A 13,538-nucleotide genomic window follows, 5' to 3' on the forward strand; every position below is an offset into this window, starting at 1 on the left:
GGCCGTGGCCAAGCGCGCGCTGCCGGCCGAGATCCGCCACCACGCAGCGCTCGACGCGCGGCTGGTCAAGGCGGTGCGCGGCATCCGCCTGCTGGCCCTGGCCAGCTGGCCGGTGGCGCTGCAGGCGCCGTTCCTGGAGAGCGTGGCGCGCGGGCAGCCGCAGCTGCCGCAGGTGGACTACCCCAGGCTGGATTTCGCCGATACCCGCCGCGAGCTGGCGGCGATCGCCGAGGCCGCCGATCCGGCACATCCGCTTGGCGCCTACCTGCAGGCCTCGGTGCACAGCTGGGATCTGGCCGCCGCCCTGCTGGAAGCGCTCGGCACGCCCGCGGTGGGCACGTACTCGGCGCAGTTGTTCGGCGTGCCGGACGACCCGATGCCTGGCCACGGTCCCACCACCCGCGAGGCCGCCGGCCATTTCATCCGCATCGCCCAGGAGCTGGACCGCGAGTTGTTCTCGGCCGAGGAGCAGGTGCCGGTCTCGGCCACTGCCTTGCGCCTGCTGCTGCAGCGCGACCTGGACGAGTTCTTCGGCACGCGGGTGATCACGGTGGAACTGGATCCGGACCTGCTGGCCAAGGCCGCCGCCGGCGCGCAGCGCATCCGCCTGCGCTCCGGCGCGCACTTCAGCGACTACGACCGCGCGCAACTGTTCCACCACGAGGCGCTGGTGCATTCGCTGACCGCGCTCAACGGCCGGCAACAGGCGCAGCTGCCGAGCCTGGCGCTGTCCTCGCCGCGCACCACCGCCACCCAGGAAGGCCTGGCGACCTTCGCCGAGCAGATCACCGGCAGCATCGACATCGCGCGGATGAAGCGGATCAGCTTGCGCATCGAGGCGATCGCGCTGGCCCGCGACGGCGCCGACTTCATCGAGGTGTTCCGCTACTTCGATGCGGCCGGGCAGGCGCCTGCGGAGAGCTTCTCCTCGGCGCAGCGCGTGTTCCGCGGCGTGCCGACCACCGGCGGCGCCGCATTCACCAAGGACACCGTGTACCTGCGCGGGCTGGTGTCGGTGCACACCTTCTTCCGCCAGGCGCTGCAGCGCGACCGGCTGCCGCTGTGCCGCTGGCTGTTCGCCGGCAAGATGGCGCTGGAGGACGTGGCCGCGTTCGCACCGCTGTTCGAGTCCGGCGTGCTGGCGCCGCCGCGCTGGTTGCCGACGTGGGTCGCGCGCGCCAGCGGCCTGGCCGGCATGCTGGCGTTCTCGCTGTTCGCCAACCGCATCCGCATGGATCAGGTGGACTGAACGGCGCCACGCGGCGCTCACCCGCCGCGAATGTGCGGCTGCCGATACTGCGGCGCCCGGCCTGCCTCCGCATGGTCGCTTCCCCTCACAAGGAGATCCGCATGAAGATCCTGATGGTGCTGACGTCGCACGACCAGCTTGGCGACACCGGCCACAAGACCGGCTTCTGGCTGGAAGAATTCGCCGCGCCGTACTACACGTTCAAGGACGCCGGTGCCGAACTGACCCTGGCGTCGCCCAAGGGCGGGCAACCGCCGCTGGACCCGAAGAGCGATGCGCCGGACGCGCAGACCGAAGCCACCCGGCGCTTCAAGGACGATCCGGCGGCGCAGCAGCAACTGGCGAGTACGCATCCGCTGGCATCGGTGCGCGTGGACGACTACGACGCGCTGTTCTACCCGGGCGGCCATGGCCCGCTCTGGGACCTGGCCGAGGACCGCGATTCCATCGCCCTGATCGAAGCGTTCGCACGCGCCGACAAGCCGATCGGCTTCGTCTGCCACGCGCCGGGCGTGCTGCGTCGGGTGACCGCGGCCGATGGCACGCCGCTGGTGAAGAGCCGTCGCGTCACCGGCTTCACCAACAGCGAGGAAGCCGCGGTGGGCCTGACCGACGTGGTGCCATTCCTGGTCGAGGACGAACTGCAGCGCCTGGGCGGCCAGTACAGCAAGGTCGCCGATTGGGGCGTGCACGTGGTCGAGGACGGCCGCCTGGTCACCGGGCAGAACCCGGCCTCGTCCGAGGCGGCGGCTGAAGCGTTGCTGGGAATGCTGCGCGGGAAGTGAGCACTCATCGAGCGCGATGATGGCAAGGCTAACTTGCCATTTTCGGTACGCGAGGTGCTTTGGTTTGCGCTGGGGTGATGACGTAGCGGTTGAAGCGCAACCTCGTGCCGCTTTTGTAGCCTTCGCCGTTTGTTCTCTATAGGAGCGGCTTCAGCCGCGACGGGCGTTCGCACTGATGCCGGTCGCGGCTGAAGCCGCCCCTACGAGGCCTAGTAGATGTGCCGCCGCGTGCGAGCCAGGGTGCGCGCCTGTGGGAGGGACATCAGTCCCGACTGCACGCACTCGAAAGCGCAGATGCAACGCAGCGGCGCTGATCGGCGCCGCTGCTGTTTTCGGCTCAGCCGCGCAGCCACCAACGCAGGCTGTACGCGGGCAGCGCGCCGTTCCAATGCGCCAGCGCTGCGGGATCGCTGCCGCCATCGGCGATTGCCTGCCAGTTGCCGTCGCCCAAGGTTGCGGCGACATCCACCGCAACCGGCTCCGCACTGAAGTTGTACACCGCCACGAACGCCTCGCCGCGCGCCAAACCGAGCAGGGCGGGATCGCCAAGCGGCACGGCACGCAACGGCTGGTCGGCGGCCAGTGCCGCAGTGGCGGCACGCGCGGCGATCAACCCGCGCAGGCGGGTGTAGACCTGGCCGGGCAGGCTGTCGGTGTCGTGGCGTTGCGCCGCGCGTGCCCAGTCCATTGCCGGGCGATGCAGCCAGCGGCCTTCGTGGCGGCGCAGCGGGTCGTTGCGGTAGGCCTCGTCGTTGCCCAGGGCCAGTTCGTCGCCCATGTACAGCAGCGGGATGCCCGGCATCGCCAGCGCCACCGCGTACAGCAACACCAGGCGACGCACGCCCAGTTCCAGCGCATCGGCATCATCGGCATCATCGGTGGCCAGCGCTGCCGTGATGCCGGTCAATGCCGCGCTCATGCCGTTGCTGCCGTGCACGCCATCGCCGCTGCTCTGGAAGGCTTCGCCACGCGCGTAGCTGTCCGCTGTGTCGCCGGCGTAGAACTGGGCGATGCGCGCCAGCGCGAACGGCGCCACGCCATCGCCACCGGCGGCTTCGCGCTGCAGCACGTTCCAGCCGATGTCGTCATGGCAGCGTACGTAGCTGAGCCAGCCGCAGGCCGGCGGCAGCGCCGGCGTGTGTGCGATCGCGGCCTGCACGATGTCGCCGCGCTGCTCGGCCAGGGCCACCCAGCCGGCCGCCATCAGCGTGCTGTGGTAGGCCAGGTGGCATTCGTGGCCGCGCGCGGCGCCGTCGCCAAAGTAGGGCGGCAACTGCGCCATCGGCACGATCGCCTCGGCCTTCAGCAGCACCGCCGGGGCCAGGATGTCGGTGAGCGCGCGCAGCGCCTGCAGGATCGTGTGCGCCTCCGGCTGGTTCATGCAGTCGGTGCCTGGGCGCTTCCACAGGTAGGCGGTGGAATCCAGGCGGAACACCTCCACGCCCAGGTTGGCCAGGTGCAGCAGCGCCAGCGCCATTTCGCCGAACACCGCCGGATTGCTCCAGTCCAGATCCCACTGGTAGGGGTAGAACGTGGTCCACAGCCAGGCGTCGGCTTCCTGCACCCAGGTGAAGTTGCCCGGGGCGGTGTGCGGGAACACCTGGCCCAGGGTGCGCTCGTAGGCGTCCGGTGCGCTGCGGTCGCGGAAATGGTGGTAGTAGTCCAGATGCCGCGCATCGCCGCGCTTGGCTGCCAGCGCCCAGGGATGGTCGTCGGCGGTGTGGTTGAGCACGAAGTCGGCGCACAGGCTGATCCCGGCCGCACGCAGCCGCGCGGTCAGCGCCGCCAGATCGTCGGTGTCGCCGAGCCGCGGTTCGACCTGGCCGTAGTCGCTGACCGCGAAGCCGCCATCGTTGTCGCCGGCGCGGGCGCGCAGGAACGGCAGCAGGTGCAGGTAGCGCACGCCCAGTTCCTGCAGGTAGGGCACGCGTTCGCCGACGCCATGCAAGGTGCCGGCGAAGCGGTCGACATAGGCGCTGTAGCCGAGCATCGCCGGGGTGGCGAACCAGTCGGGCGCGCGCTCGGCATCGAGCTGGCGCAGCGCCGACGGCCGCGCGTTGGCGGTGGCCGCCAATTGCGTCAGCCACTGCGGCAACCACTGCGCGAAGGCCGGATGCGTGCCGTACAGCGCATGCAAAGGCGCCAGCAAGCGTTCGCCGTGGTGCTGCAGGCGTGGCAGCAACGCGGCGGCGGCGTCCGGTTGCAGATGCGCCTGCCACAGGGTGTGGGCGAGCGCGGACAGTGCGGAAGGAGCGGGTGCGGTCATGGGGGGCTTGGCCGCGCCCCCGGTGGGGCGCGGATGTGCGGTCCTCGTCAGAAGTCGTAGCGCAGGCTGATGCTGGAAGTGCGGCCCGGGATCGAGCGCGCGCGGATCACGCCGGAGGCGGCGTCGGCGATCGACGCTTCCTCCGCTTCGGTCAGACCGAAGGTGTTGAACAGGTTGTTGACGTTGAGCGAGACAGTCAGCGCATCGGTGATGCGGTAGTCGCCGAACAGGTTGACCTGGGTGTAGCCGGGCATCTTCAGCTGGTTGCTGTCCTGGGTGTAGGCCGAACTGGTGCCGATCGCGTTGACCCCGACCTGGTAGCGCTCGCCGCGGTAGCTCGGCGTCAGCTGCCAGACGAAGCGCGCCTGCCGACGCGGGGTGTTGCCGGCGTTGGCCGGGGTAATCTGGTCCTTGTCGATGGTGGCGTCGGTCCAGGTCAGGCCGCCGTTGAGGGTGAAGCCGCCGGTGCGGTACGCGGCTTCCAGTTCCACGCCGTGCGCCTTGTAGGTGCGGTCGAAGAAGCGCTGGGTGGTGGCTTCGTAATTCTGCTCCTGGGTGCGCGCGGCGAAGGCGGTGGCGAACAGGCTCAGCCCGCCGCTGCGCCACTTCAGGCCGCCCTCGAGCTGCTTGACCACGTTCACCGCTTCGTTGGAGGACACCGAGCCGTCGTCGCGCACCACGCCGAACAGCAGGCGGTCGGCGTTGGCGCGGGCGCCACGGCTGTAGCGCGCGAATGCGGCCAGGTCGTCGTTGAGCATGTAGTTGCCGCCGAACGAATACGACAGGTAGTTCCAGTCGTAGCGCACCGGCTTGGGGTTGGCGTAGTCGATGGTCGCCACGCGTTGCTCCGGCGCCTCGATCACGCCGTCGCCGTTCACGTCGACATTGCTGGCCAGCACGCCGCCGGCGGTGTTGCCGCGCGCGCGGCCCATGTCGTAGCGCAGGCTGCCGTCCACGCTCAGCGGGCCCTGGTCCCAGCTCAGCGCCAGGTACGGCGCGTTGATGTCGTAACGCACGTCGTAGTGGCGGGTGTTGTCCAGTCCCCAATACGGCACGCCGTAGGCGTACAGGCCGTCCTGCGAGCGCAGGCTGCCGTCGGTGGCGACCACGTCCAGCAGCCGCGGGCGGTGCCCCAGCGACTGCACGTAGGAATTCCAGGTCCAGTCCACGTCGATGGTCTGCCGCGAGGTGTACCAGCCGGCCTTGAGGTTGAGGTTGCCGCCGTCGCCGCTGCCGAAGTCGCGCGCCAGGCTGAGGTCGTTGACCGCGTTGCCCAGGTCGTTGAGATGCACGTTGAACAGATGCGTGCGCAGCGCCAGGCCGGTGTAGGCCTGGCCGGCGTTCGGGCCGTCGACGTAGCGCAGGCCGGCACCGGCGCCGCCGATGCTCGCCGCCAGCGCGCCGGCATCGGCGACCTGCGCCGGGAACGGCGAAACGAAGCGGCCGGAGGTATCGGCGATGCGGAACTTGTCGGTCAGGGTCCAGCCGCCGCCGATGTCGAACTGCGCCTCGGCGCCGAACGCGCGCGACAGCGGGTGCATGCCGTCGCTCAGTTCCACCTGCGAGGGTTTGTTGCCGCCATCGAGGGTGGCGCTGCTGCGGAAGTACGGGCTGTACAGCGTGTCGGTGCCGGGATCGAAACCGTCGATGCTGCCGAAGTGCGGCGACCCGTCGCGGCCGCTGACCCGCGTGGGCACCGGCAGGTAGCCGGCGGCGCGGTCGTTGAGGTACTTGGCGTAGACGCGCACGTAGCCGTTGTCGAACAGCCGGGTCAGGTTGGCCTTGAGCTGGCCGCCCTTGTCGGTGGTGTAGCCGGCGTCGCGGATGCCGTCGCCGCGGCGGTAGAAGCCGCCGACGTTGAACTGCCAGTGCTCGGCGAACGGTGCGCCGTAGTCGAAGTCCAGGCGGGTGTTGTCGTAGCCGCCCAGGCCGCGGGTGAGGCCGACGCTGCCGCCGGCGGTGTCGCCGGTCTTGCTGATGAAGTTGATGATGCCGCCGGGCGAGTTGCTGGCGAAGGTGGAGGCCGAGCCGCCGCGGATCGCCTCGATGCGCTCCAGGCTGTAGTCCGCGCGCAGGAAGATGTCGGCGTTGCCGAAGGCGATGTCGCCGAACTCCAGCACCGGCAGCCCGTCTTCCTGCAACTGCAGGAACTTGGCGCCGCCGGAGGCGACCGGCAGGCCGCGCACGGCGATGTTGGCGTTGCCTTCGCCGCCGCTGGATTCGGAGCGGATGCCGGGGATGTTGCGGAAGATCTCGGCGGTGCTGCGCGGCGCCGACTGTTCGATCGCCTCGGCGCCGACCGTGCTCACCGAGACGCTGGACTTGAGCTTGCTCTTGGGCGTGGCGGTGCCGGTGACGAAGACCGAGTCCAGGCTGACCACGTCGCCCTGCGCCGCCGGGGCGTCGGCAGCGGCAGGCGTGGCCTGTTGCGCGAGCGCCGCCGGTGCGGACAGCGCCGCGGCGACGGCTAGGGCCAGGGTCTGCAGGCGGATCGAAGGGTGATGCATTGCTGTCTCTCCCGAAGCGAGTGGTGCAGTGGGTGGCGGCGCGCCGCTGCCGGAACGGGCAGGGCGCGGCGCGGTCGGTGGGTGCGGCGGCGTACAGATACGGCCGTCCGCAATCGATTGCAATTTGCAGTGCAGCAAATCCACCAATGGCGCTTACGCCAACCTTATCGATCAGAGATCGAAGCATTCTGCATGGTGCGGCGCAGCGTTACAAACGATTGCAGGCGCGGCGACACTCCGCTCCGCCGCTGCGGCACGCCTCCCGCGTGCCCGACCCGCCCAGGCCGATGCCGATGCTCATGCGTTCCGATCGTCCCCTGCTTCCGCTCTCGCGCGTGCTGGCGCTCAACGCCGGTTTCTTCGGCGTGCAGTACAGCTTCGGGCTGCAGCAGAGCAACATGAGCCCGATCTACAACTACCTGGGCGCCGACCACGCCAACCTGCCCTACCTGTGGCTGGCCGGTCCGATCACCGGGCTGGTGCTGCAACCGGTGGTCGGCGTGCTCAGCGACCGCACCGTGACCCGCTGGGGCCGACGCATGCCGTACATGGTGGTGGGCGCGCTGGTCTGCAGCCTGTGCCTGCTGACCATGCCCTTCAGCGTGGCGCTGTGGATGGCGGTGGCGCTGCTGTGGATGCTGGATGCGGCCAACAACGTGGCGATGGAGCCGTACCGCGCGCTGGTCAGCGACGTGCTGGCGCCGCCGCAGCGGCCGCTGGGCTACCTGACTCAGAGCGCGTTCACCGGCCTCGGCCAGACCCTGGCCTATGTCACCCCGCCGTTGCTGGTGTGGCTGGGCATGAACCAGGACGCGGCCAACGCCCACCACATTCCCTACGTCACCATCGCCGCGTTCGCGATCGGTGCGGGCTTCTCCGCCGCCTCGATCCTGCTCACCGCGCGCAGCGTGCGCGAGCCGATGCTGCCGGCGGCGGAGCTGCAGCGCCTGCGCAGCGCCGCGGTCGGGCCGCTGGCGACGCTGCGCGAGATCGTCGATGCGGTGCGGCAGATGCCGCCGACGATGCGGCAGATGGCGCCGGTGATGCTGTTCCAGTGGTATGCGATGTTCTGCTACTGGCAGTACATCGTGCTGTCGCTGTCGACCACGCTGTTCGGCACCACCGCGGCCGATTCGCATGGCTTCCGCGAGGCCGGCCTGGTCAACGGGCAGATCGGCGGCTTCTACAACTTCGTCGCCTTCCTGGCCGCGTTCGCGATGGTGCCGGTGGCGCGGCGGTTCGGCCCCAAGGCCACCCACGCCGCCTGCCTGGTCGCCGCCGGCATCGGCATGTGCGTGCTGCCGTCGATCCACGACCGCTGGCTGTTGCTGCTGCCGATGCTCGGCATCGGCCTGGCCTGGGCCAGCATGATGGGCAATCCCTACCTGATGCTGGCCAACAGCATCCCGCCCGAGCGCACCGGCGTGTACATGGGCCTGTTCAACCTGTTCATCGTGCTGCCGATGCTGATCCAGATCGTGACCCTGCCGCTGTACTACGACCGCCTGCTGCAGGGCGATCCGCGCAACGTGATTCGCCTGGCCGGCGCGCTGATGCTGGCAGCCGCGGTGGCGATGTTGTTGGTGAAGCGTCGGGAATGGGGAACCGTGAATGGGGAATCGGAAAAGCGCGGCGCGGCGCATTGAAGCGCCGCCGCACCTTCGATCTCCGATCTCGCACGGCGCGGTCCAGCCCTTTGCACGAACGCCGCCGGCCTGGCGACGTGTCGCTCATGCCATGGACGCCACGCCGATCCGATTGCCACCGGCCTTCTTCGCGCGGTACATCGCCCCATCGGCATGCACCAGCAGGCTGTGGGCGTCGTCGCCGTGATCGGGGTAGAACGCCACGCCGATGCTGGGCAACACGTGCAGGTGGTGGCCGTCCAGGTCGAACGCCTCGCCGAAGACGGCCAGGATCCTGTCGGCCATTCCCGTGGCATGGTCGGCCGAGTGGTCGCCTTCGATCAGCACCACGAATTCGTCCCCGCCCAGCCGGGCGACCGTGTCCGATGCGCGGACGCAGTCGAGCAGGCGCCCCGCCACGCGCTGCAGCAGCAGATCGCCGACCGCATGGCCGAGGGTGTCGTTCACGTCCTTGAAGCGATCCAGGTCGATGAACAACAGCGACAGCCGTCTGCGCGCGCGCCGGGCCTCCACCAGGGCGGTCTCGAGCCGGTCCAGGAACAACTGGCGGTTGGGGAGCTGGGTCAGATGGTCGTACTGGGCCATGTGCTGCAGGCGTTCCAGCGTCTGCTTGCGCTCGACGGCGGCTGCCACCTGGGTGGACACGAACTGCAGCAGTGCCTGGTCCTTGTCGGTGTAGCGCGACTGCTCGGAGTAGCCGAGCAGCACCAGCAGGCCGAGAACGCCCTTCGGTGTCTGCAGCGGAACGCCCAGCCACGAATGGGGCTGCGGTGCGAGCGCGGACTGCTCCAGTCCACCTGATGCCGGCGTGATGGGGGCGTAGGGTGCGCGCAGGAGCGTGCAGCCGGTGCGGATCACCTCGGCGTGCAGCGGCGCCTCGGCCAGCAGCAGGCAGGGCGGGGCGGCATGGTGCTCATCGGCATGGTAGGGAAAGCGCAGCGTCTGCGACGACGCGTCGTACAGCGCCACGGAAAAATTGGTGGCGGGCAGCAGTTCGCCGATGATCTGGTGGATGCGGCTGCACAGCGACTCCAGCGTCTGCTCGGTGTGGGCCGCCTCCGAAATGCCGTAGAGCGCCGCCTGCAGCGCCTCGGTCGACTTGCGTTCGGTGATGTCGTGCGCCACGGCCAGGCGCATGCTGTAGTCGGCGACCCAGCGCGCGGTCCAGCGAATGTGCGCGATGCGCCCGTCCTTGCGGATGTAGCGGTTCTCGAAGTGGAGCTGCAGCGCGCCCTCGGTGATGCTGTCGGCCTGCGCGCGGGTGGCCGGCAGGTCGTCGGGATGCACCATGTCGAGCATGCGCTTGCCTGTCACCTCCTGCGGCGTATAGCCGAAGATGCGCTCGAAGGCGGGGCTGACGAACACGATGGTGCTGTCAGGCTCGACGATGCAGACCGCATCGAGCAGCAGGTCCACGATGTTCAGGGGCGAAATGCGTTGCATGCGGCACGAGCCGTCGGGGCCTGGTGACCCATTGTGCCGCGATGCCGCGATTTGCGCTGGCATCGCGGGGGAGGGCGCCAGGAGGTGATGCAGCTGGGGTCCGGGTGCGCTGGAGGCGCGCTCCGCAGCAACCGGCACAGGTGCGCGTCCTTGCCGCGTTCTCGACGGCGCTATCCCCGCCTCAGGCCGATTCCCGCACGACCAGGCTGACCGGCAGCTCCACCGATTCCACCGGCGTGCCGGCGATCAGGTTCAGCACCCCGTCCACCAGCAGGGTGGCGGCCTGGGCCAGGTCCTGACGCACGGTGGTCAGCGGCGGCTGGCTGTAGGCGGCCAGGGGGATGTCGTCGAAGCCGACCAGGGCGATGTCCTGCGGCACGCGGTGGCCGGCTTCGATGAGGGCGCGGATCGCGCCCAGGGCGATCACGTCGGAGGCGGCAAACACCGCATCCGGCGGGTCGGTCTTCTTCAGCATCGCCCGGGTCAGGCGGTAGGCGTCTTCGCTGAGGAAGTGGCTGCGCGCGTGCAGCCGCGGGTCGAACGCCAGGCCGTGCGCGTCGAGCATGCGCCGGTAACCGGCGAAGCGCGGTGCCACTTCCGGCAACTGCTCGTCGCCGAGGAAGGCGATGCGCCGGCGGCCATGTTCGATCAGGTGTGCGGTGGCCAGTTCGCCGCCGCGCAGGTTGTCGCTGCCCACGCTGGCATAGGCCTGGCCGTCGATGCGGCTGCCCCACACCAGCATCGGCAGGCCGCCGCGCGCGGCCGCGTCGAGCGAGGCGTGCTCGTGGCTCTGGCCGAGCATGATGACGCCGTCGGCGCGGCTGTTGCGTGCCAGGTCCTCGACCCAGTGGTCCTGGTGCTGGTCCAGCTTGGACAGCAGCATGCTGTAGCCGCGCGCGGTCAGCGCGTCGGCGAGCAGCGCCAGCATGGTCATCATGAACGGGTCCGACAGCGGCTGCTCGTGCGCGTGCATCAGCGGCACCGCCACGCAGACGATGTTGGAGCGCCGCGAACGCAGGCTGCGCGCGACCGGATCGACCCGGTAGCCGGCGTCGCGGGCCAACTGCTTGATGTAGGCGCGGGTACGTTCGGCGACCACCGGGTTGTCGGCCAGCGCACGCGACACCGTGGATTCGGAGACGCCGGCCATGCGCGCGATGTCGGCCATCTGCAGGCGCGCGGCGGGCGCGCCGGGTTCGGGTTTGTCGGACATGCGGAGCGGGCGCGACGGACGAAGCGGAACCGGCAGTGTATGCCAGGCGGGCGTCGCGGCGCTTTGCACGCCGCGGCTGCATTGCCGCGGCGATGGCGCGCTGCATGCCTGTTCGCGTATGCCGCGGCGTGCCGGCCTGCCGAATCCGACGGCCGCGCGCGGGCGCATCCGTCGCGGTCGAGCGCAGTCCCACGTCCTGCGTCTCCGCTGCATGCACGCGCAACCGTGGCGCCATGCGGGGCAGGCGAGGCACTAGGCCATGTGCAGGCCGCCGTTGACCGCGTAGTCGGCGCCGGTGACGTAGGCGGCCTCGTCCGAGGCCAGCCAGGCGCACAGCGCCGCCACTTCCTCGGGCTTGCCGAGCCGTCGCAGCGGCACCGAACTGGCGAGACGATCGAGCACGTCCGGCGGGAAGCCGCTGATCGCCGCGCTGGCGATGTAGCCGGGCGACACCGTGTTGACGGTGACTCCGCGCGAGGCCACTTCCTGCGCCAGCGCGCGGCTGAAGCCCTGCATCGCCGCCTTGGCGGTGGCGTAGTTGATCTGCCCGATCTGGCCCTTCTGCGCGCTGACCGCGCCGATGTTGACGATGCGGCCCCAGCCGCGCGCGGTCATGCCGTCCACCACCTGCTTGGTGATGTTGAACAGCGCATGCAGGTTGCTGGCGATCACCGCCTGCCAGTCCTCGCGGCCCATCTGCCGGAACAGCATGTCGCGGCTGCCGCCGGCGTTGTTGACCAGCACGTCGATCTCGCCGACCTCGGCCTTGACCTTGGCGAACGCGGCCACCGTCGAGTCCCAGTCGGTGGCATTGCCCTCGGAGGCGATGAAGTCGAAGCCGAGCTCGCGCTGCTCGCGCAGCCACGCCGACTTGCGCGGCGAGTCCGGCCCGCAGCCGGCGACCACGGTATGGCCGTTGCGCGCCAGCTTCTGGCAGATCGCGGTGCCGATGCTGCCCATGCCGCTGGTGACGTAGGCGATTCTGAGGGTCACGTTGAACTCCTTCGGAGTTGGGAATCGAGAATTGGGAATCGGGAATGGTGAGAAGCGAGGCGCTGTTGCGATTCCCGATTCTCGATTCCCCATTCCCGGCAGCACTCAAGCGGCCAACGGATACAGTGCGAACAACAAGCTGCCACCCATCAACACCAACGACACCAGCACCGCCCACTTCAGGGTGAAGCGCTGGTGGTCGGCGAAGTCGACCTTGGCCAGGCCGACCAGCAGGTAGGTGGACGGCACCAGTGGGCTGAGCAGGTGCACCGGCTGCCCGGCCAGCGAGGCGCGGGCCATTTCCACCGGGGTGATGCCGTAGTGGCTGGCGGCGTCGGACAGGATCGGCAGCACGCCGAAGTAGAAGGCGTCGTTGGACATGAAGAAGGTGAAGGGCATGCTCGCCAGTGCGGTGATCACCGCCAGGTACGGCCCCCATGCGTCGGGGATCACCGCCAGGAAGCTGCGCGACATCGCCTCGACCATGCCGGTGTTGGAGAGGATGCCGGTGAACACGCCCGCGGCGAAGATCAGCGACACCACCGACAGCACGTTGCCGGCATGGTTGACCAGGCGGCGGCGCTGCTCGGCCAGGTTCGGGTAGTTGATCAGCAGCGCCAGGGCGAAGCCGATCATGAACAGCACCGGCATCGGCAGCACGCCGATCACCAGCGCCGCCATCAGCGCCAGGGTCAACGCCAGGTTCACCCACAGCAGCCGCGGCCGCTTGATGTCCTCGGCATCCTCCACGGTGGGCAGCGCCTCGCCGTCGTCGGCCACGCTGCCGTCCATCCAGGCATCGCCGGGCAGCGTCACCACGCCGAGGCGGCGGCGTTCCTTCATGCCCAGGTACCAGGCCAGCAGCAGGATGCCGACGATCGCCAGCGCCATCGCCGGCACCAGCGGCACGAACACGTCGGCCGGGTCCACGTGCAGCGCGGTGGCCGCGCGTGCGGTCGGGCCGCCCCACGGCGTCAGGTTCATCACCCCGCCGGCGAGGATGGTCACGCAGGTCATGTTCAGCGCGTTCATGCCCAGCCGCCGGTACAGCGGCAGCATCGCCGAGACGGTGATCATGTAGGTGGTGGAGCCGTCGCCGTCGAGCGAGATCAGCAGCGCCAGCACCGCGGTGCCGACCACGATCTTCATCGGGTCGCCCTTGACCAGGCGCAGGATGCGCCGCACCAGCGGATCGAACAGGCCGGCGTCGATCATCACCCCGAAGTACAGGATCGCGAACATCAGCATGACGCCAGTGGGCGCGATCTTCTTGATCCCCTCCAGCATCATCTCGTTGATGCCGGTGCCGAAGCCGCCGGCCAGCGCGAACACGATCGGCACGATGATCAGCGCGACCAGCGGCGACAGCCGCTTGCTCATGATCAGGTACATGAAGGTAATGACCATTCCGAAACCGAGCGCGGTCAGCATGGAAG

General features: G+C 69.5%; 9 protein-coding genes. 3 read left to right on the top strand and 6 right to left on the bottom strand.

Annotated elements, in window-relative coordinates; all coding sequences use genetic code 11:
* Window positions 1-4 precede the first annotated feature (4 nt).
* Together CEK65_RS04945 and CEK65_RS04950 are read left to right on the top strand one after the other, a co-directional pair.
* The gene (locus CEK65_RS04945) at window positions 5-1,249 is read left to right on the top strand and encodes a flavohemoglobin expression-modulating QEGLA motif protein (RefSeq protein ID WP_152180967.1); all 1,245 of its coding nucleotides are present in this window, start codon (window positions 5-7) and stop codon (window positions 1,247-1,249) included.
* Between the two features lie 101 nt (window positions 1,250-1,350).
* A complete protein-coding gene (locus CEK65_RS04950) occupies window positions 1,351-2,034 on the top strand; it encodes a type 1 glutamine amidotransferase domain-containing protein (protein ID WP_152180968.1) in 684 nt (227 codons plus the stop codon).
* A 337-nt stretch (window positions 2,035-2,371) separates the two neighbouring features.
* Here the strand turns inward: CEK65_RS04950 and CEK65_RS04955 are convergent, their stop codons facing one another.
* Window positions 2,372-4,300, bottom strand: coding sequence for an alpha-amylase family glycosyl hydrolase (locus CEK65_RS04955; protein WP_193314696.1), 1,929 nt, complete (start codon window positions 4,298-4,300; stop codon window positions 2,372-2,374).
* 47 nt (window positions 4,301-4,347) lie between these two features.
* The gene (locus CEK65_RS04960; protein WP_152180969.1) at window positions 4,348-6,807 is read right to left on the bottom strand and encodes a TonB-dependent receptor; all 2,460 of its coding nucleotides are present in this window, start codon (window positions 6,805-6,807) and stop codon (window positions 4,348-4,350) included.
* Window positions 6,808-7,106: 299 nt separating this feature from the next.
* On the opposite strand from CEK65_RS04960, the gene CEK65_RS04965 reads away from it, so the two are divergent.
* Complete coding sequence (locus tag CEK65_RS04965) at window positions 7,107-8,453, top strand: MFS transporter (protein WP_152181072.1); 1,347 nt, start codon at window positions 7,107-7,109, stop codon at window positions 8,451-8,453.
* An 84-nt stretch (window positions 8,454-8,537) separates the two neighbouring features.
* Here CEK65_RS04965 and CEK65_RS04970 read toward each other — a convergent pair whose 3' ends face one another.
* The 4 genes from CEK65_RS04970 to CEK65_RS04985 all read right to left on the bottom strand — a co-directional run bounded on the left by CEK65_RS04970 (window position 8,538) and on the right by CEK65_RS04985 (window position 13,533).
* Entirely contained in the window at window positions 8,538-9,896 is a 1,359-nt protein-coding gene (locus CEK65_RS04970; protein ID WP_152180970.1) for a diguanylate cyclase, read from the bottom strand.
* 181 nt (window positions 9,897-10,077) lie between these two features.
* Complete coding sequence (locus CEK65_RS04975) at window positions 10,078-11,109, bottom strand: LacI family DNA-binding transcriptional regulator (RefSeq protein WP_017913223.1); 1,032 nt, start codon at window positions 11,107-11,109, stop codon at window positions 10,078-10,080.
* Window positions 11,110-11,361: 252 nt separating this feature from the next.
* A complete protein-coding gene (gene phbB / locus CEK65_RS04980; protein WP_010344527.1) occupies window positions 11,362-12,102 on the bottom strand; it encodes an acetoacetyl-CoA reductase in 741 nt (246 codons plus the stop codon).
* A gap of 105 nt (window positions 12,103-12,207) precedes the next feature.
* Window positions 12,208-13,533 carry a CitMHS family transporter gene (locus CEK65_RS04985; RefSeq protein WP_148828832.1) on the bottom strand — a complete coding sequence of 442 codons (1,326 nt, stop codon included), beginning with the start codon at window positions 13,531-13,533 and terminating at the stop codon, window positions 12,208-12,210.
* Between the last annotated feature and the right edge of the window lie 5 nt (window positions 13,534-13,538).

Origin of the sequence: Xanthomonas sp. LMG 12459 (assembly GCF_009192905.1) — a bacterium.
Classification (GTDB): domain Bacteria; phylum Pseudomonadota; class Gammaproteobacteria; order Xanthomonadales; family Xanthomonadaceae; genus Xanthomonas_A; species Xanthomonas_A sontii.

Coding starts and splice junctions, on each gene's coding strand:
- CEK65_RS04965 (WP_152181072.1), top strand. CDS start 7,107: ATGCGTTCCGATCGTCCCCTGCTTCCGCTCTCGCGCGTGCTGGCGCTC.
- CEK65_RS04985 (WP_148828832.1), bottom strand. CDS start 13,533: ATGCTGACCGCGCTCGGTTTCGGAATGGTCATTACCTTCATGTACCTG.
- CEK65_RS04950 (WP_152180968.1), top strand. CDS start 1,351: ATGAAGATCCTGATGGTGCTGACGTCGCACGACCAGCTTGGCGACACC.
- CEK65_RS04975 (WP_017913223.1), bottom strand. CDS start 11,109: ATGTCCGACAAACCCGAACCCGGCGCGCCCGCCGCGCGCCTGCAGATG.
- CEK65_RS04960 (WP_152180969.1), bottom strand. CDS start 6,807: ATGCATCACCCTTCGATCCGCCTGCAGACCCTGGCCCTAGCCGTCGCC.
- CEK65_RS04970 (WP_152180970.1), bottom strand. CDS start 9,896: ATGCAACGCATTTCGCCCCTGAACATCGTGGACCTGCTGCTCGATGCG.
- CEK65_RS04955 (WP_193314696.1), bottom strand. CDS start 4,300: ATGACCGCACCCGCTCCTTCCGCACTGTCCGCGCTCGCCCACACCCTG.